Source organism: Martinezella lusitana (assembly GCF_010668395.1).
In the GTDB taxonomy this organism is placed as follows: domain Bacteria; phylum Pseudomonadota; class Alphaproteobacteria; order Rhizobiales; family Rhizobiaceae; genus Rhizobium; species Rhizobium lusitanum_A.
The window spans coordinates 627,292-651,964 of record NZ_WUEY01000002.1; the positions used below are offsets into that span (position 1 = coordinate 627,292).

General features: G+C 62.4%; 22 protein-coding genes. 5 read left to right on the forward strand and 17 right to left on the reverse strand.

Annotated elements, in window-relative coordinates; translation table 11 throughout:
• Window positions 1-6: 6 nt before the first annotated feature.
• Window positions 7-1,731 carry an adenylate/guanylate cyclase domain-containing protein gene (locus GR212_RS06795; RefSeq protein WP_163985688.1) on the reverse strand — a complete coding sequence of 575 codons (1,725 nt, stop codon included), beginning with the start codon at window positions 1,729-1,731 and terminating at the stop codon, window positions 7-9.
• Between the two features lie 200 nt (window positions 1,732-1,931).
• On the opposite strand from GR212_RS06795, the gene GR212_RS06800 reads away from it, so the two are divergent.
• Both GR212_RS06800 and GR212_RS06805 read left to right on the forward strand, forming a co-directional pair.
• Window positions 1,932-3,029, forward strand: coding sequence for a glycosyltransferase family 4 protein (locus GR212_RS06800; protein ID WP_163985689.1), 1,098 nt, complete (start codon window positions 1,932-1,934; stop codon window positions 3,027-3,029).
• Window positions 3,019-3,765, forward strand: coding sequence for a polysaccharide deacetylase family protein (locus tag GR212_RS06805; RefSeq protein WP_163985690.1), 747 nt, complete (start codon window positions 3,019-3,021; stop codon window positions 3,763-3,765). Before GR212_RS06800 ends, GR212_RS06805 begins: the two co-directional genes overlap by 11 nt.
• Before the next feature lie 138 nt (window positions 3,766-3,903).
• Here GR212_RS06805 and GR212_RS06810 read toward each other — a convergent pair whose 3' ends face one another.
• From GR212_RS06810 to pcaD, 13 genes are all read right to left on the reverse strand, one after another.
• Window positions 3,904-4,734 (reverse strand): MBL fold metallo-hydrolase, encoded by an 831-nt coding sequence (locus GR212_RS06810; RefSeq protein ID WP_163985691.1) that lies wholly within the window; start codon window positions 4,732-4,734, stop codon window positions 3,904-3,906.
• A 302-nt stretch (window positions 4,735-5,036) separates the two neighbouring features.
• On the reverse strand, window positions 5,037-5,564 hold the full coding sequence (locus GR212_RS06815) for a winged helix DNA-binding protein (protein ID WP_163985692.1): 528 nt from the start codon (window positions 5,562-5,564) through the stop codon (window positions 5,037-5,039).
• 86 nt (window positions 5,565-5,650) lie between these two features.
• The gene (locus GR212_RS06820; protein WP_163985693.1) at window positions 5,651-9,277 is read right to left on the reverse strand and encodes a hydantoinase B/oxoprolinase family protein; all 3,627 of its coding nucleotides are present in this window, start codon (window positions 9,275-9,277) and stop codon (window positions 5,651-5,653) included.
• A 245-nt stretch (window positions 9,278-9,522) separates the two neighbouring features.
• On the reverse strand, window positions 9,523-10,239 hold the full coding sequence (locus GR212_RS06825) for an ABC transporter ATP-binding protein (protein ID WP_163985694.1): 717 nt from the start codon (window positions 10,237-10,239) through the stop codon (window positions 9,523-9,525).
• Window positions 10,220-10,984 carry an ABC transporter ATP-binding protein gene (locus GR212_RS06830; RefSeq protein WP_163985695.1) on the reverse strand — a complete coding sequence of 255 codons (765 nt, stop codon included), beginning with the start codon at window positions 10,982-10,984 and terminating at the stop codon, window positions 10,220-10,222. Before GR212_RS06830 ends, GR212_RS06825 begins: the two co-directional genes overlap by 20 nt.
• Entirely contained in the window at window positions 10,981-11,985 is a 1,005-nt protein-coding gene (locus GR212_RS06835) for a branched-chain amino acid ABC transporter permease (RefSeq protein ID WP_163985696.1), read from the reverse strand. The genes GR212_RS06830 and GR212_RS06835 overlap by 4 nt, the downstream gene beginning before the upstream one ends.
• Before the next feature lies 1 nt (window position 11,986).
• A complete protein-coding gene (locus tag GR212_RS06840; RefSeq protein WP_163985697.1) occupies window positions 11,987-12,850 on the reverse strand; it encodes a branched-chain amino acid ABC transporter permease in 864 nt (287 codons plus the stop codon).
• 92 nt (window positions 12,851-12,942) lie between these two features.
• Window positions 12,943-14,115 carry an ABC transporter substrate-binding protein gene (locus tag GR212_RS06845; protein ID WP_163985698.1) on the reverse strand — a complete coding sequence of 391 codons (1,173 nt, stop codon included), beginning with the start codon at window positions 14,113-14,115 and terminating at the stop codon, window positions 12,943-12,945.
• 144 nt (window positions 14,116-14,259) lie between these two features.
• Window positions 14,260-15,312 carry a 3-carboxy-cis,cis-muconate cycloisomerase gene (locus GR212_RS06850; protein WP_163985699.1) on the reverse strand — a complete coding sequence of 351 codons (1,053 nt, stop codon included), beginning with the start codon at window positions 15,310-15,312 and terminating at the stop codon, window positions 14,260-14,262.
• 3 nt (window positions 15,313-15,315) lie between these two features.
• Window positions 15,316-15,930, reverse strand: coding sequence for a protocatechuate 3,4-dioxygenase subunit alpha (gene pcaG, locus GR212_RS06855; RefSeq protein ID WP_163985700.1), 615 nt, complete (start codon window positions 15,928-15,930; stop codon window positions 15,316-15,318).
• Window positions 15,930-16,679, reverse strand: coding sequence for a protocatechuate 3,4-dioxygenase subunit beta (gene pcaH / locus GR212_RS06860; RefSeq protein ID WP_163985701.1), 750 nt, complete (start codon window positions 16,677-16,679; stop codon window positions 15,930-15,932). The genes pcaG and pcaH overlap by 1 nt, the downstream gene beginning before the upstream one ends.
• A 12-nt stretch (window positions 16,680-16,691) precedes the next feature.
• Window positions 16,692-17,096 (reverse strand): 4-carboxymuconolactone decarboxylase, encoded by a 405-nt coding sequence (gene pcaC, locus GR212_RS06865; protein WP_163985702.1) that lies wholly within the window; start codon window positions 17,094-17,096, stop codon window positions 16,692-16,694.
• Window positions 17,093-17,902 (reverse strand): 3-oxoadipate enol-lactonase, encoded by an 810-nt coding sequence (gene pcaD / locus GR212_RS06870; RefSeq protein WP_163985703.1) that lies wholly within the window; start codon window positions 17,900-17,902, stop codon window positions 17,093-17,095. The genes pcaC and pcaD overlap by 4 nt, the downstream gene beginning before the upstream one ends.
• A gap of 94 nt (window positions 17,903-17,996) precedes the next feature.
• On the opposite strand from pcaD, the gene pcaQ reads away from it, so the two are divergent.
• Window positions 17,997-18,923, forward strand: coding sequence for a pca operon transcription factor PcaQ (pcaQ, locus tag GR212_RS06875; RefSeq protein ID WP_163985704.1), 927 nt, complete (start codon window positions 17,997-17,999; stop codon window positions 18,921-18,923).
• A 7-nt stretch (window positions 18,924-18,930) separates the two neighbouring features.
• On the opposite strand, the gene pobA is transcribed toward pcaQ, so the two are convergent.
• On the reverse strand, window positions 18,931-20,103 hold the full coding sequence (pobA, locus tag GR212_RS06880; RefSeq protein ID WP_163985705.1) for a 4-hydroxybenzoate 3-monooxygenase: 1,173 nt from the start codon (window positions 20,101-20,103) through the stop codon (window positions 18,931-18,933).
• A gap of 113 nt (window positions 20,104-20,216) precedes the next feature.
• On the opposite strand from pobA, the gene GR212_RS06885 reads away from it, so the two are divergent.
• Window positions 20,217-21,104 (forward strand): helix-turn-helix domain-containing protein, encoded by an 888-nt coding sequence (locus GR212_RS06885; protein ID WP_163985706.1) that lies wholly within the window; start codon window positions 20,217-20,219, stop codon window positions 21,102-21,104.
• 207 nt (window positions 21,105-21,311) lie between these two features.
• Here the strand turns inward: GR212_RS06885 and GR212_RS06890 are convergent, their stop codons facing one another.
• On the reverse strand, window positions 21,312-22,067 hold the full coding sequence (locus GR212_RS06890; RefSeq protein ID WP_163985707.1) for an IclR family transcriptional regulator: 756 nt from the start codon (window positions 22,065-22,067) through the stop codon (window positions 21,312-21,314).
• Window positions 22,068-22,389: 322 nt separating this feature from the next.
• Window positions 22,390-22,950, reverse strand: a complete 561-nt coding sequence (locus GR212_RS06895) for a TetR/AcrR family transcriptional regulator (RefSeq protein WP_163985708.1) — start codon at window positions 22,948-22,950, stop codon at window positions 22,390-22,392.
• Between the two features lie 119 nt (window positions 22,951-23,069).
• Between GR212_RS06895 and GR212_RS06900 the strand changes: the two genes are divergently transcribed.
• A partial coding sequence (locus tag GR212_RS06900) for a CocE/NonD family hydrolase (RefSeq protein ID WP_163985709.1) occupies window positions 23,070-24,673 on the forward strand: 1,604 nt, incomplete at its 3' end.

A 24,673-nucleotide genomic window follows, 5' to 3' on the forward strand; every position in this document is an offset into this window, starting at 1 on the left:
GGATCGTCAGGCGAAACGGCCGCTCGCCTCCTTCGAAACGATATAAACCCGCAAGGGCTCGCCACGGCCGCGAACGGCGATCTCGCGGCTTTCGACACCGGCGGTATCGACCTCGGAAAGCTGTGCGACCGGCTCGGAAAAGACGAGCGCGCTGTTGAATTCCTTGGCAACGCTTTCCAGCCGGCTGGCGACATTGACGGTATCGCCGATCGCCGTCACGTTCTTGACGCTGCCATATCCCATGGAACCGACAACGGCCGAACCGGTGTGAAGGCCGATGGCGATTTCGAGGGGGGCGGCCAGTTCATCGGCCAGCTCGGCACTAAGCTTGTCGATTTCCTGAATGATCGCGGCGGCTGCTTTCAACGCCTGGCGGTTGGCCTCCTTCGGGGTCGTGCGAAGACCGAAGAGCGCCATGGCGCCATCGCCGATGAATTTGTCCATCCGGCCGCCATTTTCCTCGATGATGCGGCCGACGATGGCGAAATAGCGATTGAGCAGGAAGACGATATCGAAGGGCAGGCGCGATTCCGTCAGCGACGTGAAGTGGCGCAGATCGCAGAAGAAGACCACGATCTCGCGTTCGCGGCCGGGGCTGGCGGTCTGGCTGTAGACGGGGATCGTCGCTTCCGCCATCGGCGTCAGGAGGGGGATGACGCTGATGTTGCCCGTCGGGCGCAGCTGACAGGCAAGCCGGACATCCGGGGTGGCACCGATACGGTTCAGCGTCTTCTGTTCCATCGGCTCCGGCGGCGGCAGGTTTTCGGCGCCTTCGACGATCTGGACACGGCACGTCGAGCATTGGCCCTTGCCCCCGCAGACGGAGTAATGCGGAATGCCGCCGAGGCGGCTTGCCTCGAGGACGCTGAAGCCGCGCGGCGCATGCACCACCTCTCCGCCCGCATAGCGGATGGCGACCTGGTGCTGCCGTTCGCGCAGCCTGCGATGCGCCCGAAAGGCAAAGAGAGTGACGATCGACAGGCTGAAGGCGCCGTAGAACCCGGCCCGATATGGCCATGTGGCCTCGGTCATCCGGTTACCCGGCGCGGAACCGGCCTCGCCGTAGCTTCGCACGTCGCTGTAATAGCCGCCGGGGTAGCCGCGCTCATCCTCCTGGGCTGCCTCATGCGCAACGGTCTTGCCCATAGCGGCAAAGCCGAGCAAGGCAAGAACCGGCAAAACGATGGCGAAGGCCAGCATGACAGGGGCGATGGTCATGTACCAGGAACGATACCGCAGCCAGAAATGAACGCCGATGCAGCCATGAAGCCATACGACCAGAAGCACGAGCGACTGACGTACGCCCATAACGGGCGAGGTTATCCACAAAGTGCGCACGATGGCCCGGTATGTGTCGTGGTAGCCGTAAACCTCGTGGACGACGCGGGTGCCGACGATATGATCGATCAGGAGCAGCGGCACCAAAAGGCCGGTGACGATCTGGAAGGCCTCGCCCGCAGGCATGACCAGCGTCCGGCGCATATACAGCAGCCGCAGCACCAGCGAGATATGGACGATCAATGCCCCGTAAAGAAGCGCAGTTCCCACGGGATTGCGCCAAACCACCAGGAACCAGTGTTGCGCGCGCTCGGCCACGCCGATCGAAATCAGCCCGAGAGAATGATTGGCCAGGTGCATGATCACGAAGGAAAAAACGACCAGACCCGAGCCAAGGCGGAACTTTCGCACGAGACGGTCGGAAATGATTGGCTTTCTTGCCTCGCTGGTCATCAAACCCAATGTATATTGCCCGTTCACAACAGGTGGGAAAACGGCTATCGCCTACTCATCTAGCCGCAACTCCGCATGCTGTCGAGAATGCGGCCTTTTGAAGCAGGGACCTTATTGTCACGCAACCGGTCGGAATTCGGGCAATCCTCTCACAATTCGGGCTCGTGCCATCACTTAATCGTCAACCGTGTGCCGGCAGCATGAAGATCGCCTTCTACGCCCCCTTGAAGTCTCCCAGCCACCCTGTCCCGTCCGGCGACCGCCTGATGGCACGGCAGATCATCGCGGCGCTTAAAATGGCGGGACATCAGGTCGAGATCGCCTCCGAACTGCGCAGTTTCACGCCGACGCCCGAGGCGGGATCGCTGGCGGGGATTGCCCTGTTGGCCGAGAAGGAACTCATCCGGTTGCGGGAGCGCTGGCAAGGCGAGCAGCCGCCCGACCTCTGGTTCACCTATCATCCCTATTACAAGACGCCCGATCTCATCGGCCCGCGAATCGCCCGCGAGATCAACATTCCCTATGTTACGGCGGAAGCTTCCTATTCCCGCCGCCATGACGACAATGGCTGGGGTGAAAACCAGCGCCTGGTTGCCGATGCGGTGCGGCTTGCCGCCGTCAACCTGTGCTTTACCGAACGGGACCGGATCGGCTTGTCGGATGCAATCCCCGATGGCCGCTACGAGCGCTTCCTGCCCTTCATCGATATTGCGCCCTTCTCACGCCACCTGCCGGATCCACGGCGGCTGATCACCGTCGCCATGCTCAGGAAGGGGGATAAGTTCAAGAGCTATGCCATGCTGGCAAGCGCGCTCGATATCATCCGCGATCAGGATTGGAGTCTGACCATCATCGGCGACGGGCCGATGCGAGCCGAGGTAAGGTCGCTGTTCTCCACCTTCGGCGAAAGCCGGATCATCTGGCGCGGGGAACGCTCCACCGCCGAGATCGCCGGGGAACTTGCAACGGCCGGCCTCTATGTCTGGCCCGGCTGCAACGAGGCGTACGGCCTTGCCTACCTCGAGGCACAGGCAGCAGGCCTGCCCGTGATCGCGCAGGCGACGGCCGGCGTGCCGGAAGTGGTGATGGCCGGCGGGACGGGCCTGCTGACGCCGGAAGGCGACCTTGATGCCTATGCCCAGGCCATCGCCCAGCTTTTGAACGATCAGACCCGACGGCAGACGATGGCGGACGCAGCCTACGACTTCGTCCACCAAGAGCGCTCCTTGACCGCCGCGTCGAAGCGTCTTGAAACCATTCTTCGAAACTATCTGGGAGATACCTGTTATGAGCGATAAGGCCGAATGGCAGCCCTTGCGCGACGAGCTTCGGCGATGGAGCGACGCCGGACGAAAGGCGAAGTTCTGGTTCCGTGATGACGACGCTATCGAACCGACCCCTGCCCTCGATCGGCTGCTGTCGCTTTCCGATCGTTTCGATGTGCCAATGGCATTGGCGATCATCCCCGGCCCTACCGGAGAAGCGTTGGCCGAACGGCTGGCCCGCGAAGACCGCATCACGGCCACGGTGCATGGCTGGACACACCGGAACTATGCTCCCGACGACACCAAGAAGCAGGAACTCGGCCTGCACAGGCCCCAGGCAGTCGTGCTTGACGAGCTTCACCGCGGCTTCGACAAGCTGAAGGCGCTTTATCCCTCGCAGTTCGTTCCGTTGCTGGTGCCGCCATGGAACAGGATCGACGACGCGCTGCTGCCACACCTCGCTCCCTTCGGCTATCGCGCCGTTTCCGTCTTCGGACTGGCAAGGCAGGCTCCCATCGGTCTCATCAACACGCATATCGACATCATGAGATGGCATGGCGCGCGCGGAGGATTACCGCATGACGAAGTGATCGGGCGCCTCGTGGAAGAACTTCAGAACCGCTTCGACGGCAATGACGAGCCTATCGGCGTGATGACGCATCATCTCGTCCACGACGATCTCGCCTGGAGTCTCGTCGAGACGCTGTTTGAGGAAACGGCCGGCCATGCCGCCATCGAATGGCGGCCGGTCGGAGAGTTCGTACATTAGAACAATTCCGGGAAAAGTGAGCGGCGGTTTCCCGTCTGGAATCGCGTAAAAGCAAGGAGATAGAGCGGGTCCGCGGTTCCGTTAAGCGCGGACCCGCTCCGGCATCGATCCGCAGCTTCGGCTTGTCGCGGCGGGCCCTCAGAGCTGCAGCGATTGTCCGTCAAAGGCGACGAACGCTTCGGGAAAGCTCTTCTGCGCGTCGCGCTGCATCTCGTCGAGCTCGCTGTCCGTGCGGCCGGGCGCGTGATGGAAAAGGGCAAGCCGCTTGGCGCCAGCCTTCTTGGCGAGCTTGACGCCCTCCTGCCATGTGGAATGTCCGAAGCCCAGATATTTCGACATCTCGGCTTCGAGGTAGGTCGCGTCGTAGATCGCGAGATCGGCGTCGGCCATCAAGGCTAGCGCGGCTTCATCCAGTTGCCCGGCTACGTGCTCGGTATCGTAGACCATGGCGATGACCCGGCCGGACCATTCGATGCGATAGCCGATGCACCCGCCCGGATGGTTCAGCCGCGCCGTATGAATGACGATGCCCGGATGCGGCTTCAGCGTGTCGCCTGCGGCAAAATCGCGAAAGCTCATCTCGGCGCGACAGATATCGGGCTCGACGGGGAACCACGGCGGCCGCATGAACTGGCCAATCATCTGCCGTGTCGTCGTCTTGCCGGCCAGATGGCCCGACCAGAGATCGACGCTGACGCGCGGATCGTAGATCGCGTTGAAGAACGGCAGACCGATGATGTGATCGTAGTGCGAATGGGTGAAGAAGAGATCGATATCGCGAACCCCCTCTTTCGCAAGCGACGCGGCCGCTTCGCGCAACCCGGTCCCGGCGTCGAATAAGATATGCCTGCCGTCATGCCGTAACTCGATGCATGACGTATTCCCGCCGTACCGCTCAAATTCCGGTCCCGATACAGGGATACTCCCCCGCACGCCCCAAAACTTCAGCTCGAAACTATCGTTGTTCATGGAAGTTTTTACACCATTCCCCTTTCGGTCAAAAAAAGCACACTTTTGCTATCGTGCGAAGCCAGCAAATTCCAAAAGTCGCGCGGTGGTAAAAACTGGATCCCATCGTCCGGCCGACGCTGATCGTTGGGCGGATGGCCGCCAACGGATCGCACAGACCTAATATAGGTATGGTATGACAAAATAGATAAGGGCCGGGTTGACGCCCCGCTTCTGCGCTCTATCACGAGATCATGACTGCGGCGGACCGCCAGTGTCGACAAGGCAGGCACTGGCAATGGGCCTGCGCCCTTGTCGCCGCCTTACAGCGTTGCCGCCGACCGCGCGGCCTGTTCATAATAGCCGGAGAGAGCCCGGAGATGCGAGGCGATATCCGAGAGATCGTCCTGCGACAGGCCTGACACCTTGGTCGCCTCCACCAGCAGCCGCTCGCGAATTTCGGTATACCGCCTCAACGCGTCCAGGCCTTTGTCGGTGACACGGATGGTCTTTTCCTTGCCGGCCTTGCCGCTTTTGACGAGCTCCGCCGCCTCCAGCTTCTTGACGGCGTAATTGGCGACATGGGTATCCTCGATGTCGAGCACGAGGCAGAGATCGGCGAGCGTCTTCGGCCTGTCGCGATGTCGCACGGAATGGATGATCAGGATCTCGACCGGCGAAAGACCGGGCACGCCGGCTGCCGCCATGCAGCGCACCAGCCAGCGATTGAAGGCATGGGAAAAGAGGATCGATCCATATTCCAGCTCGGACAAGGCCGGCGAACTGCCGCCTGCAAGATGGGCTGACGATACGATCAATTCGCGTCGTTCACTCTTTTCCTCAGACGTCACCTGAAAACTCCTCAGAACCGGATCAAGGCACCTGCAGACTGCCGAGGCCGGGCGGTAGAATGCCGTCCGGCCTCACCGTCATGTTCCTATTCGTCCCGCTTTCCGTAGCCGCCGCCGGTGGGGGTAACGACCGTGAAAGCCTCGCCCGCCTCGAGCACGGTATGAGCCGAGCCGATCAGCTCGTCGATCGTGCCATCGTTGCGGCGCACGTAGTTGCGGCCGGTTTGCCCCGCTTCACCGCCCTTGACGCCAAAGGGCGCCACGCGCCGATGACCCGACAGGATAGCGAATTCCAGCTTTTCGCGGGTGCGGATGGTGCGCTGCGTGCCGTTGCCGGCATTCCACTTGCCGCACCCGCCGGAATGCGGACGAATGTGAAAATCTTCCAGCACGACCGGAAAGCGGGTCTCCAGGATTTCCGGATCGGTGAGCCGCGAATTGGTCATGTGCGTATGCACGGCATCGGCGCCGTTGAAGCCCGGTCCCGCCGGTGCGCCGGAGCAGATCGTCTCGTAATACTGATAGACGTCGTTGCCGAAGGTCAGATTGTTCATCGTGCCTTGCGCGGCGGCGAGCGCTTCGACAGCGCCGAACAGGCAATTGGTCACCGCCTGGCTGACCTCGACATTGCCGGCGACGACGGCGGCCGGATATTTCGGCGTCAGCATCGTGCCTTCGGGAATGATGATCCGGATCGGCCGGAGGCAGCCGGCATTCATCGGAATATCGGCCTCGACGAGAACGCGGAAGACGTAGAGCACGGCCGCGCGCGTCACCGGCTGCGGCGCATTGAAATTGTCCGGCCGCTGCGGTGATGTGCCGGTGAAATCGACCGTCGCCTCGCGCTTGTCCTTGTCGATCGAGATCTTGACGACGATCTTGCAGCCCTGATCCATTTCGTAGGTGAACGCGCCATCCGACAGACGGTCGAGAACGCGGCGCACGCTTTCCGCCGCATTATCCTGAACATGCCCCATATAGGCGTCGACGACGTCTTCGCCGAAGAGCGCGATCATCTTCTTCAGCTCGGCCACACCCTTTTCGTTGGCGGCGACCTGAGCCTTGAGATCGTTGACATTCTGCGCGAGCGTGCGCACCGGATAGCGGGCACCCGTGAGCAGCTTTGTCAGCTCTTCCTCGCAGAAACGGCCGCGATCGAGCAGCTTGAAATTGTCGATATAGACGCCTTCTTCCTCGATATGGGTGGCAAGCGGCGACATGGACCCGGGCGAAATACCGCCGATATCGGCATGGTGGCCGCGGCTGGCGACCCAGAAACGGATGCTCTGGCCGGCATCGTCGAAGACCGGCGTGCAGACCGTGAGATCGGGCAGATGCGTGCCGCCATTGTAGGGCGCGTTGATCAGGAAGACGTCGCCCGGATGAATGATCGGGTTTTCGCGAATAGCCGTTGCAACGGACGCATCCATGGACCCCAGATGCACCGGCATATGCGGCGCGTTGGCGACCAGATTGCCTTGCGCGTCGAAGACGGCACAGGAGAAATCCAGCCGTTCCTTGATATTGACCGAATAGGCGGTGTTCTGCAGCGTCATGCCCATCTGCTCGGCAATGGACATGAAGAGATTGTTGAAGATCTCCAGCATGACCGGATCGGCCTTGGTGCCGATGGCGTTGCGCTCCGGCAGCGCCTTGATGCGCTTGAGGACGATATGATCCTTGAGCGTCAGTTGCCCCTGCCAGCCGTCCTCGATGACGATCGTCTGGTTGGGCTCGATGATGATGGCCGGGCCGGTGACGGTCTGGCCGGGCTCGATCGCCTGGCGCAGGACAACGGCCGCATCATGGCTCTCGCCGCCGGAATAGAAGCTGGTGCGCCTTGCGGCCCGCGCCTCGCCCTCTCCGGTCGCTTCGAGCTTGACCGCGATATCGGCCGCCGCGCCGCCGATCGTTTCGATCTCCACGGCCTCGACGACCAAGGGCTTGTCCTCGGCAACGAAGCCGAAGCGGCGCTTGTGCAGCGTCTCGAACTGACTGCGCAGCCGCGCGGGATCATCAACGTCGGGGAAGGTCGTCTCCACCGCCAGAATGGTATCGGTGCCGGCATAGCGGATATGCGCGCGCTGGACGGTCTTGATCTCAGCCGTCGCAACGCCCTGCGCTTCCAGCTCGGGCACGCATTCGCCGCGCAATTCGCTGCCGAGGGCGGCGATGGCGGCCGGGGCGGCGGCGTCGAGCGGGACGCCGAGCGCCTTCTGGCGCGTTGCCCTGATGTCGGCAAGCCCCATGCCGTAGGCGGAAAGAAGGCCGGACATCGGATGCAGAAGGATGCTCTTCATGCCGAGCGCATCGGCAACCAGGCAGGCGTGCTGCCCGCCTGCGCCGCCGAAGCAATTGAGCGCATAGCGCGTCACGTCATAGCCGCGCTGCACGGAGATCTTCTTGATCGCCTCCACCATATTGGCGACGGCGATGCGAATGAAGCCGTCGGCGACGTCCTGCGGGCTGCGGCCGTCGCCGATCTCGGCAGCGAGTTCGGCAAACTTGCCGCGCACCGTCTCGACATCGAGCGGCTGGTCCTGGTCGGGACCGAAGATGGAGGGAAAGAATTCCGGCAGCAGTTTGCCGGCCATGACATTGGCGTCGGTCACCGCCAGCGGGCCGCCATTGCGGTAGCAGGCCGGCCCCGGAAAGGCGCCGGCCGAGTCCGGACCGACACGAAAACGATCGCCGTCGAAATGCAAGATCGAGCCGCCGCCTGCGGCCACGGTATGGATCAGCATCATCGGCGCGCGCACGCGGACGCCCGCCACTTCCGTCTCGAAGGCGCGCTCATATTCGCCGTCGAAATGCGCCACATCCGTCGAGGTGCCCCCCATGTCGAAGCCGATGACATTGGCAAAGCCCGCCTGTTCGCCGGTCTTCGCAAGGCCGACCACGCCGCCGGCCGGGCCTGAGAGGATGGCATCCTTGCCCTGGAACATATCGGCCGCCGTCAATCCGCCCGAGGACATCATGAACATGACGCGCGCGCCGGTGCGCTCGACATCGAGCTCATCGCAGACCTGGCCGATATAGCGGCCGAGCACGGGCGAGAGATAGGCGTCGATCACCGCGGTATCACCACGACCGACAAGCTTGATCAGCGGCGACACTTCATGGCTGACGGAAACCTGCTCGAAACCGAGGGACCGGGCAATGCGGGCGACGGCGGCCTCATGGGCCGGAAACTTGTAGGCATGCATGAAGACGATCGCCAGCGAGCGATAGCCTTTGGCGAGAAGATCGCGCAGCGCCGTTTCGGCTGCCTTTTCGTCCAGGGTAAGCTCGACGGTGCCGTCGGCAAGCACCCGCCCCTCGATCTCGACGACATCCTCGTAAAGCGCTTCCGGCTTGACGATCTCGGTCGCGAAGATCTTCTTGCGCTCCTGATAGCCGATGCGCAGGGCATCCCTGAAGCCCTTCGTCGTCACCAGGGCAAGGCGTTCGCCCTTGCGCTCGAGCAGCGCGTTGGTGGCGACGGTAGTCCCCATTCGGACCTCGCCGATGGCGCCCTCGGGAACCGGCTCGCCCTTGCCGAGACCGAGATGCAGGCGAATACCGTGAACGGCCGCGTCGCGATAGGCTTCAGGATTCTCCGACAGGACCTTGCGGGCATGGAGAGCGCCGGACGGATCGCGCCCGACAACGTCGGTAAAGGTGCCGCCGCGATCGATCCAGAAATCCCAACGACCCGAAGTGTTCTCCGACAAATCCGCCTCCAGCAGAACGACATCAATAACAATGATAATATATCGATAAATCGTCAACGTTTTGTCGTCAACATGAATCGCGAAACACCAACGCGGTCGACGCCAAGACGAGGATGGGCTGACCGAAGAACCAGAGCAAGGCACAATCGCGCAGGCTCGATGCCACCTTGAGACCACGGTTCCCGACGCCATCCATCTTCATGACAATGGAAAAGCGCGAAGCGGCCGCTGAAAAAAGGCGGATGCTAATGCAGCCCGCCGACGCCGAGCAGGCGCTCGACCGTATCATGATCCTGCGCGAGAGCCTGGGGTGTCCCCTTCCAGGCCAGCCGGCCGCGCTCCAGAATGATGACGTCGCTTGCAAAATCCAACGCGCTCTGGATGCGCTGCTCCACGAGCAGGATCGTCATGTCACCCGCCTTGGCGAGCGTGGCGAAGGCCGCCATCAATTCCTCGCAGATGACGGGCGCGAGCCCTTCCAGCGGCTCGTCCAGAAGCAGCACGGAGGGGCGGCCGAGGATCGTGCGGGCGGTCGACAGCATCTGCTGCTCGCCGCCGGAAAGCTGGCCGCCCAGGTTTCTGCGACGCTCCTTCAGGCGCGGGAACATGTCATAGGCTTCCTGCAGAGCGCTCTTTGGCCGTCCCTTCAGCCCGACGGAGAGATTTTCCTCGACCGTCAGCGTCGGAAAGACGTCCCGCGTCTGCGGCACGTAGCCTAGGCCCTGATGGGCGCGTCTGGCGCTCGGCAGGCCGGCAATCTCTGCCGATCCCAGCCGGATGCGGCCGTCATAGCGGCGGGTCTGGCCGGCAAGGGTGGCAAGCAGCGTGCTCTTGCCCATGCCGTTGCGGCCGAGGACGGCAAGACGGCCGCCGGCCGGCACCGAAAAGGAAATCCCTTCCAGCACCCGCGTCGGACCATAGCCGGCCGACAGGTTTTCCACTTCAAGCGGCGTGGCCGGCATTGGCATAGCTCCCGAGATAGGCTTCGCGCACACGCGCATCCTGCGTCACGTCTTTCGGCGAACCGTCGAATATGATCGTGCCGGCGGCCAGCACCACCACGCGGCTGGCGAAGCGGAAGACCAGATCCATGTCATGCTCGATCATCAGCACCGCGAGATCGGCGGGCAGATCGGCCAGCGCCTGCTCGATACGGCCCGTATCGCTTTGCGGGACGCCGGCGGCGGGTTCGTCCAGCAGCAGCACTTTCGGCTTCAGGGCCATGGCGACGGCAATCTCCAGCAGCCTTTGCTGGCCGTAGGCGATCTCGCTGACCTTTCGATGCGCAAGAGCCGCAAGCCCGAGGGTGCCGAGCAACGCCTCCGTCTCGCCCATGACATCGCGCATGGACAGGAAATTGCCGAACATGCGGCCGGAGCGGCCTGTCCGCTGCAGCACCGCCATGCCGACATGCTCGGCCGGCGTCATGTCCTGAAACAGCCGCGTCACCTGGAACGAGCGCACCAAGCCGCGCCTGACCCGGCCGATGGCATCGAGCCTGTTGACGTTTTGCCCGGCGATGCGGACCTCGCCGGAATCCGCCTGCAGATTGCCCGTCACGAGGTTGACGAAACTGGTCTTGCCGGCGCCGTTCGGGCCGATCAGGGCCACGCGATCTCCGGGCGCCATCGACAGGCTGACATTGTTGGTGACCGTCAGACCGCCGAACGCCTTCTTCAGATTATCGACCTCGAAAATCGCACTCATGCCCGCGCCTCCCTGCGGCGCGCAACGTAAGCCGCGGCCGTGCCGTAGATGCCTTTCGGTGCGAACAGAACCACGAGGATGAGCAAGGCGCCGACGATCGTCAGCCAATGGAACGGGTTAACGGCGGAGACGTAGTCCTCGAACAGCATGAAAATCAGCGTACCGGTGAGCGCACCGAACAGGGAGCCGGTGCCTCCGAGGACGAGCATGACGAGCGCCTCGGCCGACTGCGTGAAGGACAGGCTGTCGAGGCCGACGACCTGCGTCGAGATCGCGTTCAATGCGCCGCCAATGCCGGCTACGGCACCGGAAATCACATACATCTTGACCAGCGCCACTTTCGGCGACGCGCCCATGGCGCGGATGCGCAAAGGATCCTGCCGGATGCCGCGGCAGAGCATGCCGAAGGGCGAACGCACGAGAATGCGCAGCAGCACGAGCGCGACCAGCAGCAACACCACGCCGTAGATGTAGGCCGTATGCCCATAGAGATCGAATTCGAAAGCACCGAATAACGGATCCGGGGATATGCCTGACAGACCGTCGCTACCGCCCGTCCAGCTCGACGCCTTGTTGGCAAACTCATGGAAGAGATAGACCAGCGAGATAGACAGCACGAGTTGCGGCAATCCTTGCGCTCGCAGAATGACGATCCCACACACCAGGCCGGCGACGGCGCCGCCGATGATACCGGCAAGCGTCATCAGCAGCGGATCGTTGATGCCGTAATGGGCGGACGCGATACCGGCTGCGTAGGCGCCGGCACCGAAGAGCGCCGCATGGCCGAGGGTCGCCACGCCGCAATAGCCGGTGACGAGATCGAGCGACAGGACGAGCAGCGCAATCGCGATCAAACGGGTGAGAAGAGCGAGATTATCCGGAAACAGCAGATAGCCGGCGGCGGCCAATACGACGACGACCGCGACTGCAATCAGGTCCTGCCTGAATGTACGATGTCGGGTCACGGACGGCACGGCCGCTCCTTCAAGGGTCGAGGTCATGTTACTTCATTCTCCCGGCAAGGCCGCGCGGGAAAACGCAGACGATGGCAATGACGGCCAGATAGAAGAAGAATTCCCCGTATTCCGGCATGAGATAACGGCCTGTCGTGTCGATGCAGCCGAGGATGAGACAGGCGAGCAGCGCGCCCGAGATCGAGCCGGCGCCGCCGACGGAGACCACGACGAGAAACGTCACCATGTAGCGCAGGGCATAGTAGGGTTCGACCGGCAGAAGCTCGGCACCCACGACGCCGCCAAAGGCGGCAAGTCCGACCGCAACCGCGAAGCTGACCGCGTAGACGATTTCCGTGCGTACGCCGAGGGCCGCCGCCATCGCGGCATTATCGACGGAGGCGCGCAGCTTCACGCCGAAAGAGGTCTTTTCGATGGTGTACCACAGCGCCAGGGCGACGATGAGGCCGCAGACGATCGCGAAGATGCGATGGGTGCCGAGGGTCCGAAAGCCGAGGTCGACGGAGCCTTGCAGACTGTCCGGCAAGGGTATGGTCTTCAAGGTCGGGCCGAAGACGTAGTTGGCAATGCCGATGATGCAGAAGGTGATGCCGATCGTCATCAGCACCTGCGTCAGTTCCGGTGCGCCATAGATGCGCCGATAAAGCAGCCGCTCGATCGGGATGGAGATGATGACGGTGCCGACCACCGCCAGCAACACGGCTGCGGCATAGCCAAGACCGAGATCGTGCGCGGCATAGGAAGCGATATAGCCGCCGATCATGGCGAAGGCGCCGTGGGCCAGATTGACGACGCGCATCAGCCCCATGGTGACGGAGAGGCCGATGGAGATGACGAACAGCACCATGCCGTAAGCGAGGGCATCGACTGCTATGCTGAGCACGGTTTGCATTGATATCGCTGGTCCGGTTGTTATTGCGCGGCCGCTGTCGTCAAACCTCCAAACGGAGATTTCCGTTCGGAGGTGTCGGGTTCAGGACCGCCTCACTTCGCAGCGGCAAGGCCGGGATCGCCCTGCTTCTCGAAGGTCTGGATTTCCTTGTTGTAGTATTTGCCGTCGACACCCTTGGCGACTTCGCGCAGATAGATGTTCTGCGTGATATGCCGGCTTTCCGGATCGATGGTGACGGGGCCGCGCGGGCTGACCCAGGACAGGCCCTTCACCGCGTCGACGGCCTTCTGCGCATCCTGCTTGCCGCCGGTCGCCTCGATCATCTTGTAAATAACGTGCATGCCGTCGAAAGCGCCGACGGCGGGGAAGGTCAGCTCGGCCGGATTGCCGATCGCCTTCTCGGCGGCTGCGACAAACGCCTTGTTTTCAGGCGAGTCATGCGACACGGCATAGTGGAAGGTCGTCTGCATGCCGATTGCTGCGTCGCCAAGCGCGGGCAGATCGGATTCCTGCGTCAGGTCGCCCGGCGCGAAGAGTTTGATGCCGGCTGCCTTCAGGCCGTTTTCATTGTAGGCCTTCACGAAACCGAGCGTCGTCGGACCGGACGGCAGGAAGGCGAAGACGCTCTGCGCGCCAGAATCCTTGACGCGCTGCATGATCGGGCTGAAGTCGTTTGTCGACAGCGGCATGCGGATGGCCTGGACCACCTCGCCGCCCTGCTTCTCGAACCCGGCCTTGAAGGCATTTTCGGCATCGACGCCCGGGCCGTAGTCGCTGACGACGGAGATGACCTTCTTGACGCCGGCATCATAGGCAACCTTGGCGATCGGCGTCGAGGTCTGCCAGGTCGTGAAGGAGGTGCGCACGACAAGCGGGCTCTTGGTGACGATAGCCGAGGTCGCGGCATTGAAGATCACCATCGGCACATTGGCCTGCTTGAGGATCGGCGTCACGGCCATCGCATCCGGCGTGAAGTAGAAGCCGGCGAGATACTGGACATGTTCCTTGACGACGAGTTCCTGGGCCAGCGCCTTCGACTGGGCGGGATCGGCCTGCGGCAGGTCACGATAGATCACCTCCACCTCGTCATTGCCGACCGTTTTGCCGTTGATTGCCATATAGGCGTCGATACCGGCCTTGAAATTCTTGCCTTGCAGCGCAAACGGGCCGGAGAACGGACCGATGACCCCGACCTTGATGGTATCGGCATAGGCAGCGCCGCCAAGAGCAACGGCAGCAATGGCCGCCAAGATAAACCGTTTCATTTTTCTCCTCCCGGCGACCGCGTTTCGAGCCGCCCTTGATCATCCAAATCCTGATCACCGCCAATTTCTCATAGGAAATGGTGATGTAAAATGAAATAAAGCCTTCCATCCATACTTATATGGTTATGAATAGCGAATAATATCTCACTCCGTTATCGCTCCCAGGCGCTTGATCATGCCGATCAATTGCAGCGCGTGGCGCAGAGACGCCGCCGTTGCCACCACCATAGGCGGCAACAGCAGCCATTCCAACGTCCAGGCAGCCCCGGAGCGTTCCTGTTCATGCACGAGCGCGTGATGAATGCCCGAAAGCTGAACGGCATTGAAACGGGCAAGCGCGACCAGCGTTTCGGCAGCGACCGGGTTCTGCTTATGCGGCATGGCCGAGGAGCCGCCACCGCCGGCAAGCTCTATCTCGTCGCCGGCCTGCGCCAGAAGCGCGATATCCTGGCCGATCTTGCCGAGGCTGCCCGAGATCAGGGAGAGCAATCCGGCCAGTTCGGTAATGCGCGCCCTCTGGCTTTGCCATTGAGGCTCATCCGACAGGCCGAGCGCCTGCGCCAGCGAACTCCTGATTTCGGCCGCTTTCGGCCCGAATTTTTCCAGCGTACCTGCGGCCCCGCCGAACTGCAGCGGAAATATCTCTTGCGTCAGCCGATCCCGATATTGATCGAGCGGATGGCGCCAGGCCCGCAGCCGATCGGATACGGTGATCGCAATGGCGGCCTGCATTCGCGTGCGGCCCATAAGCCTGTTCGACCCGAAGCGCTCATCCAGCCTGGAAAGAGCCGCCGACACGGCGAAGAGACGGCCGCTCAGGAGAAAGGTAACGGCCTTCAGGCGCATCATCAGGCTTGTATCGATGACGTCCTGACTGGTGGCGCCGAAATGGACGTGGCTGCCCCCCTCCTCGCCGACCGCCTTGCGCAGCTGCCTGACCAGATCCGGCACGACGACGCCATCCGACGCCGTCGCAGCCTTCAGGCTCTGCATATCGGGCCCGAAACCCGCGCAGACGTCCACGATATGCGCAGCGGCGGCCGACGGGATAATACCATGCTGCGCCTCGACTGTGGCGAGGGCCGCTTCGAAGGTGAGCATGGCGCGAATATCGGCCTTGGCGGAAAAATACTCCGCAATCTCCTCGTCACCGAGGAGACCGGACAGAAAGGGATGGTCGAAGGGAGAAACGCTCATGGCCTATATATCGAGGAAAACCGTTTCCTTGTCGCCCTGCAAATGGATATCGAAGGTGTAGACGGAGCCTTCCTTCGCGGCGACGAGCGTTGCGAGGCGATCCCTGTGTTCGATGCGGGCAAGCAGAGGGTCTTCGGCGTTGGCGGCCGCCTCTTCCGGAAAATACAGGCGCGTGTGCAGGCCGATATTGATGCCGCGCGCCACGATCCAGAAGGTGATGTGCGGCGCCATCTTGCGGCCGTCCTTGAAGGGAACGCGGCCCGGCTTGATGGTCTCGAAGCGAAAAACGCCGTCCGTGGAACTGGTCGGACAACGCCCCCAGCCGGTAAAGTTCGGATCGGCCGTGCCGCGCAGTTCCGAGGGGCTGTTGTAAAGGCCGGCACCGTCGGCCTGCCAGATCTCGAGGACGGCATCCTTGACCGGTGCGCCGGCGCCATCAAGAACCCTGCCCGTTACCGTGATGCGCTCGCCGAGCGTCTTGTCGTTGACCATGACGGAGCCGAGATCGGTTTCGTAGACGCCGCCGATCTCGCTGTAGTTCGGCGTGAGGCCGATGTGAACGTAAGGGCCTGCCGTCTGCGACGGCGTTTCCTTCAGGTAGCCGAGTTCCTGTACCATCAATTGCCCTCCAGCCGGTTCTCGAACAGGGTCGAACGGCGACCGCGCAGCACGATATCGAATTTATAGGCGCGCGCGTCCATCGGAATCGTATTGCCCCAGTCGAGCGGCGCAATCAGCTGTTCGATCGCCTGTTTGTCGGGGATCGTCCCGACGATCGGACATTTCCAGATCATCGGATCGCCCTCGAAATACATCTGCGTGATCAGCCGCTGCGCAAAGCCATGGCCGAAGACGGAGAAGTGAATATGCGCGGGCCGCCAGTCGTTGACGCCATTCGGCCAGGGATAGGCGCCTGGACGGATGGTGCGGAAGGCGTAGCGCCCCTCGTCGTCGCTGATGGCGCGGCCGCAGCCGCCGAAATTCGGGTCGATCGCGGCGAGATAGGTTTCCTTCTTGTGGCGATAGCGCCCGCCAGCGTTAGCCTGCCAGAATTCCAGCAGGACGCCCGGCACCGGCCGGCCGCGCTCGTCGAGCACGCGGCCATGAACGATGATGCGCTCGCCGACGGCGCTTTCGCCCGGCCTGGCGAAATTATGGATCAGATCGTTGTCGAGCTCGTTCAGGATGGAATGGCCGAAGACCGGGCCGGTGATCTCCGAAATGGTTCCGTCGAGCGACAACAGCGCCCGTTGCGGCGAACGCAATACCGATGTCTTGTAGCCGGGCGAAAACGCCGGCGGATGCCATGCGCGATCCCTGGCGAAAAAGGCGCCCGTTTCGGGCTTGCTGTTACTTCTGTCGGACATGTCTGCCTCGCTTCATGCCGCCTTTTCGGCGTCCATCTGTTCAAAAACCTGCTTGGCGATCTTGATCGCGTGATTGGCGGCCGGTACGCCGGCGTAGATCGCCACATGCAGAAGCGCCTCGCAGATGTCGTCGCGCGTCGCGCCGGTGTTGCGCGTCGCCCGCACATGCATGGCCACCTCGTCGTCCTGGCCGAGCGCCGCAAGCAACGCGATCGTCACGATGGAGCGCTCGCGTCGGCTCAGCGTCGGGCGCGACCAGACATGCCCCCAGGCCGCCTCGGTAATCAGTTCCTGGAAAGGTTGATCGAACGCCGTCACGGCCTGCTGGGCACGATCGACATGGCTGTCGCCGAGGACGGCGCGGCGCGTCTCCATGCCCTGAAGATAGCGCTCGGACGGCGTGGTGGGGTCATTCATGGGGCTTGTTCTCCACGCAGGACGACGTCGACGAAGGCACGGATGACTTCGCTCAACGCCTCGGGTTGTTCGACGCAGGGAATATGGCCGGCGTCCTTGATCACTTCATAACGCGCGTTCGGAATGAGCTTTGCCGTCGAGAGCACCAGCTCCGGCGGCGTGGACCCATCCTGATCGCCGACGATGCAGATGGTGGGCACCGCGATCCTAGCCGCGGCTTCTGTCAGATCGGCATCGCGCAGGGCCGCGCAAGTGGCGGCGTACCCTGCCGCCGGCTGGCGGATCAGCATGTTGCAATAGCCCGCGAAGTCGATGTTTTCCGGGCGGCGGAAGGCCGGCGTGAACCACCGCTCCATGATCGCGTCGACGATCGATTCGATGCCGTGCGCCTCGACCTGCGCGATACGGGCGTTCCAGCTGTCGGCCGTGCCGATCTTGTGGGCGGTGTCGCAAAGGATCAGCGCCCGCACCAGATCCGGGCGCCGCTGATAGAGCGATTGAGCAACCAACCCGCCGACCGACAGGCCGCAGATCACGGCGTCCTTGACCGAGAGGAAATCGAGCAGGCCGGCAAGGTCCGTGGCGTGATCCTCGATGGAATAGGGCATTTGGCCGAGATCGGAGAGGCCATGGCCGCGCTTGTCGTAGAGCACGATCGGAAAATCGCCGGCCAGGCGCACGATCACATCACGCCAGATCCGGAAATCGGTGCCGAGCGAATTGGCAAAGACAAGAACCGGCTTGTCGGCGGGGCCACCAATGATCTGATAGTGGATCGTGACGTCGTTGATACGGGCAAACTGCACTGGAAATCTCCTCAGGCGCGAGATTGGATGTATAATCTGGTTAGGTAAAATGATATTTCTTCGCTCTATGATAACTCCGGGGTTATGACTGAGCATGCTCGACGCGCGCATCAAATTCCGCCATCTGCAAACCTTTGTCGAGGTTGCGCGCCAGAAAAGCGTGATCAAGGCTGCGGGCCTGCTGAACATCAGCCAACCGGCCGTAACGAAGACGATCCGCGAGCTGGAAGAGGCGCTTGGCGTTGCCGTCTTCGAGCGCGATGGGCGCGGCATTCGCATCACCCGCTACGGCGAAGTTTTTCTCCGCCATGCCGGTGCCGCGCTGACGGCACTCCGGCAGGGGCTGGATTCCGTGTCGCAGGAGCGCTCCGGCGAAGCGCCGCCGATCCGCATCGGTGCGCTGCCGACGGTATCGACGCGGATCATGCCACGCGCAATGGAGCTGTTTCTGCGGGAAGAGACCTGGAGCCGCATCAAGATCGTCACCGGCGAAAACGCCGTGCTTCTGGAACAGTTGCGCGTCGGCGACCTCGATCTCGTCGTCGGCCGATTGGCAAGCCCCGACAATATGGCTGGCTTTTCCTTCGAGCATCTCTACTCCGAACAGGTGGTCTTCGCCGTCAGGGCCGGGCATCCGCTGCTGTCCGACAGGCAATCGCCGTTTTCCGATCTCAGCCGCTATACCATCCTGATGCCGACGCGCGGCTCGATCATTCGCCCCTTCGTCGAGAGCTTTCTGATCGCGAACGGCGCCGGCGGACTGCCGAACCAGATCGAAACCGTTTCCGATTCCTTCGGACGCGCCTTCGTACGCTCCAGCGACGCCATATGGATCATCTCGGCCGGCGTCGTCGCCGGCGATGTCGATGACGGTCTGCTGGCACTCCTGCCGATCGACACCAGCGAGACAAAGGGACCGGTGGGATTGACGATGCGCACGGACGCGGTTCCCACCCTTCCATTGTCGATCCTGATGCAGACGATCCGCGAGGCGGCAGCCGAGATAGCCAGGAAACCGTAGAGCCCGCTCAGAACGGCAGGCCGACATAATTCTCGGCGAGTGCGGTCGAAGCGGCCAGCGAATGGGTCAGATAATCGAGTTCGGCTTCCTGGATCTTCTGGTCGAAATCGCCGGTGTCAGGGAAGCGATGCATCATCGTCGTCATCCACCACGAGAAACGCACCGCTTTCCAGACGCGGGCAAGCGCATGCGCGGAGTAGGCATCCAGGCCGGCGTTCGAACAATCGTGATAATGCTCGGCAAGACCCGAAAACAGGTAATATACGTCGCTGGCCGCCAGATTGAGCCCCTTGGCGCCGGTCGGCGGCACGATATGCGCGGCGTCGCCGACAAGGAAAAGGCGGCCGAAACGCATGGGCTCGGCGACGAAGGAGCGCAGAGGCGCGATCGATTTCTCGAAGGAAGGCGCCGTGGTCAGCGCCTCGGCATGGTGAACCGGGAGGCGACGGCGCAGCTCGTCCCAGAAGCGATCGTCGCTCCAGTCCTCGACCTTCTCGTCCAGGGGACACTGAATGTAGTAGCGGCTGCGCGCCATCGAACGCATCGAGCATAATGCGAAGCCGCGCGGATGATTGGCATAGATCAGTTCATGATCGACCGGCGTCACGTCGGCAAGGACGCCGAGCCAGCCGAAGGGATAGACCTTCTCGAAACTGCGCACCGCCTTTTCCGGCACCGATTTGCGGCTGACGCCATGAAAGCCGTCGCAGCCGGCGATGAAATCGCAATCGATGCGATGTGACATGCCATCCTTCTCGTAGGTGAGATAGGGCGTCTCGCCATCGAAGCCGTGAGGTTGGACATTGGCGGCGTTGTAGATGACCGGGGCGCCGCTTTCCTCGCGGCGGGCCATAAGGTCGCGGGTCACCTCGGTCTGGCCGTAGATGACCACACGCTTGCCGCCGGTCAATCCATGGAGGTCGATGCGATGATCGCGACCGTCGAAGGCAAGCGAGAAGCCATCATGCGGCAAGCCCTCCGCGTGCAGGCGCGCGCCTGATTTCGCCCGGTCCAGCAGCCGAACGGTGCCTTCCTCCAGAACGCCGGCGCGAACGCGGCCGAGGATATAATCCTTGCCGACACGATCGAGGATAACATTGTCGATGCCGGCCTCCGTCAGCAACTGGCCGAGCAGCAGCCCGGACGGCCCTGAACCGATAATGGCGACTTGAGTGCGCATCGTCTCCTCCCATGCGTGATCCGTCCTTCAAGTCTGTTCGCCGCGTCACGAGTGCGCAATGGACATTTCGGTCATGAAATTGCACATATCGAACATGATGAGGGAGAAGGGTCATGACGAAGGCCGTGCCGACCTATGAGCTCTACGGCGAAAATACCGGTCGAAAGCCGGATTTCTGGCTGCATTGCGAGACGATTCCCTCCCGCAGCAGCCTCCACCAATGGGAGATCCGCCCGCATCGGCATGAGAGCTTCTTTCAGATCTTGTACATAGACGCCGGATCGGGCGACGCCGTCTTCGATGGAGTTCCCCATGCCATTGTACCGCCTGCCGTCATCACCGTGCCGCCGCACCTCAATCACGGCTTCCGGTTTTCGCGCGATATAGACGGCTTCGTCATCACGGTGCTGATCTCGCATCTGAAGGCCGCTCCGGGCGATCGCAGCCGGCTGGGCGCATGGCTTGCCGATCCACACCTGACCTTGCTCGACACCGGCCAGGAAGACGCGGCCTATGTCGCCAGCACGCTGAGGCGTCTTGGTAAAGAGTTTGCCAGCCACCGCAACGGCCGCAACGACCTGCTCGACGCCTACCTGACCTCGGCATTGCTGTTGACGGCGCGCATCTCCCAGAAAGCCGATGAAGGATCGAGCGCGGGCGATGAGAGCGAGCGGCGGATGGAGATGCTGCAGGGCCTCATCCAGCGCTACTTCCGCTCGCACAAGCCGGCAGCCTTCTATGCCGAAAGCCTCGGCATCTCGCCGGCCCATCTCAGCCGCATCGTGCGCAGCAGGACAGGGCACGGCGCGCACGAACTGATTACCCGCAAGCTGCTCGATGAGGCCAAGCGCGAGCTGGTCTTCACCTTCGCGACCGTCCAGGAAATCAGCTATCGCCTCGGCTTTGCCGACCCGGCCTATTTCTCCCGTTTCTTCGTCAAGCAGACCAGCCAGACGCCCCGCGCCTGGCGCATCGAGGAGCGGGAGAGACTTGGCCTTTGAACAGGCATCGCCTATGCGGACGGTGGAAAATCCGGGCAACCACCCGCCCTCGTCCTTCGAGGCTCCGCCTTTGGCTGCGCGCCTCAGGATGAGGGCTGATCTCGTCGCGCCGCTGCCCGGGAATAACAAACCAACTCGCGAGCAAGGTCTGCTTCATCCGCATCCTGAGCTTGTCGAAGGACGAGGATGGCCCGTAAGGCCCGAAGATTAAGGCAGCACCAGCCGCAGCGCCTTTTGCGTCTCCTTCAGCAGCGGCAGGAACCGCTCCGCCATCTCGGAAGCGGTGACGTAGGCGGCCGGGGCGCCGATATTGATCGCCGCGACGGTCTGGCCGCGATCGTTTTCGACAGGAACGGCAATCGAGCACAGACCGATTTCCAACTCCTGGTCGATGACGGCGTAGCCCTGCCCCCTCACCCGACGGAATTCGGCCATCAGCTCTTCCGGATCGGTCTTGGTGTTCGGCGTATTCGCCTTGAGTTCGGTCCGCTCCAGCACCGAGCGCGCCTCGCTTTCCGGCAAGGCGGCCAGCAGGACCCGGCCCATCGAGGCACAGAAGGCCGGAAGGCGACTGCCGGGCGTCAGGTTGATCGACATCACCCGGCGCTGGGAGGCACGGGCAATATAAACCACGTCCGTCCCGTCGAGCACCGAAGCCGAAGCATTCTGCCCGGCGCGCTCGGCCAGCTGGTCGAGATGCGGCTGGATGATGATCGGCAGCGGCGTCGCGGCAAGGTAGGCATGGCCGAGCCTGAGAATTTTCGGCGTCAGGGTGAAGAATTTCCCGTCATAGACGGCATAGCCGAGCTCGGAAAGCGTCAGCAGCGAGCGGCGAACAGTGGCGCGATCAAGCCCGGTGAGTTTCGACGCCTCGGCGATCGTCAGGCGCTGCTGCCTCTCGCCGAAGGCCTCGATGACCTTCAACCCCTTGGCAAAGCCGCTGACGAAATCCGTTTCGCGCATCCCTGATCCCGCACCTTTGTTGTGTCATTACGCAGAATCCCGACACTGTTCTCTTGCGAAATCCACAGCGCGTATCGTTCTGATTTGGCCACTTTGAGCCGATTGATTTGGCACCATAAATCCGGTGCCTCTGAACTGTCGACGCCGGTCAGTCAAAAAAATATGCGATTTGATGCCGGCGATCGTTCCACTCGGGTACATGGGCAATCGCCACCAAGGCGGTTCCTGCTCATAGGCGCGCGCCGGAAAATTCGGCTCTCCTGGCCTTACGAAGACGTCGTGGCATTCCGATGCTGCGCCTGCACGGCGAATGCCTCATCCATCAGTCGCCGCCGAAAGCGATGATGGCCCGGGCAAGCCAGCCCATCCGTCGCTCTGCTTCCTTGATCGAACAATTCTGTCCCTCGCGGAGTGCGCGCCAAGTCTCCCAGCTCGTCGCCACGTCGAGAGCGTCGGCCGCCTCGGGGCGATCCCCAAGCTCGTCTGCCAGCATCGACATGAGATTGGCACGCAGCATTCGTCGCGCACCATCGATGAACTCATCGAGCGCAACATTGCCCCGGCTCCTTGCGGCGTCGAGAAAGCGTCGCACCGGCGTAACCGTTTCATAGAGCCTGGCGCGGTGAGACAGAAGCGCATTCATGCGGGTCCCGACGTCTCCAACCGGTTGCGGCAAGGGAAGATCCTCGGTGATCCATAGCCGCATTCGCTGCGCCGTCTCCAGCTCGAGCGCGGCCCGCCCGTCGAAATAGCGAAAGACCGTTCTGCGCCCGACTCCGGCATGTCTGGCTACCGTCTCCACGTCGGGCATCGCACCGGTTTCACGAACGAGCCGCAGCAGTGCCATGCCGATCCGCGCTCTATTCTCATCTATCTTCGACACACGGACGTCCACACGATCTTCAAATGATCTGGCACGGTGAGTGCCAAAATTCCTTGCAATTTGGCACTCACCGTGCCACGAATTCCGCAGCCGGACAAGCCCGGCTCGGGAGCCTGGAAATGGCAGCAATCGACCGCAAGAGCCGTACTCCGCTTGCGTTGGCATGGCGGCGCCTGAAAAATCTCTTTCATCCCGACGTAACGGTTACCAAGGCGCCGCCGGGGCTGCACGCCGACTGGGACGTGCCGGTTGCCATGCGCGATGGCGTGACGCTGCGGGTCAATGTTTTCCGCCCGGAGGGCGAAGGCCGCTGGCCGGTCATCATGTCCGCCCACCCCTATGGAAAAGACAGGATCGCGGCGAAGAGCAGGAGCGGCCGGCGGCTAGACTTCCAATATCGTCTTTGCCCGCAGCCCGATCCGATCTCCCTTTCCGACCTGACGAGCTGGGAGGCGCCGGACCCTGCGGTATGGGTGCCGCGAGGTTACTGCGTGATCAATGCCGACCTGCGGGGCTGCGGCACATCCGGCGGCGTCGGCGACCCCTTCACCGCGCTGGAGGCAAACGACTATTGCGACCTGATCAACTGGGCCGGGACGCAGCCCTGGTCGAGCGGCCGTGTCGGTCTCGACGGCGTCTCCTATCTCGCGATCAGCCAATATGAAGGTGCGGCCGTGAAACCCGCCCATCTTGCCGCCATCTGTCCGTGGGAAGGCTTCAGCGATCTCTATCGGGATTTCTTTCGTCCCGGCGGCATCAGGGAGGACGGCTTCAGCATCATCTGGAGTCGTGGAATGAGCCGGCGGCGCATCAGGACCAATCTCCGCTCCGAGGTTATCAAACACACCGAGCGGGATGCATGGTGGCAGGAGCGCACGCCAAGTCTGGAGAGTATCGACGTTCCGATGTTGGTATGCGGCAGCTTCTCGGACCATTCGCTGCATACTCGCGGCTCGTTCGAGGTTTTTCGCCGCGCCGGTTCCTCGCGCAAGTGGCTCTACACCCATCGGAGTGGCAAATGGTCCACCTACTACGGCAATGACGCGACAGAGACACGCATGGGCTTCTTCGACCATGTGCTGAAGGGTCTGGACAATGGCTGGGCGGAACGTCCCGCCGTGCGCCTCGCCATTCATGATATCGGTTCCGATCCGGTCGCGGTAACCGGAGAGGAGAGCTGGCCGCCGTCTGATCTCGACTGGAGATCCCTGTGGCTGGACGCCCGATCGGGTTCCCTCACAAGCACCCGGCCGGACGCGGAAGCATCGGTCGCATTCGATCTACCCGACGGATGCTGCAGCTACCTCTGGACCGTGCCGGAAGACCTCGACCTGATCGGTCCCATGGCGTTGCGTTTGCATTTCGAATTGCGTCGTGGTGACGATGCTTTCCTGTTCGTCGGCGTTCGCAAGCTCCGTGGAGGCGTCGAGACCAGGTTCGAAGGCTCGATGGGCTTTTCCGGCGACATGGTCAGCAAGGGATGGCAGCGTCTCGCCCACCGGGACTTGGATGACGAACTCTCAACCGAAATGCAGCCGGTCCATATGCATGACCACGCCGAGCCTCTCAGGCCGGGTGAAATACGCCCCGTGACGATTGCATTGCTGCCGCATGCGACCCGCTTTCTGAAGGGCGATCAGTTGCAGATCGACATTCGCGGCCGCTGGCACTACCCGCGCGATCCTCTTCGCGGCCAGTTCCCGATCTTTTATCAACCCAGCCC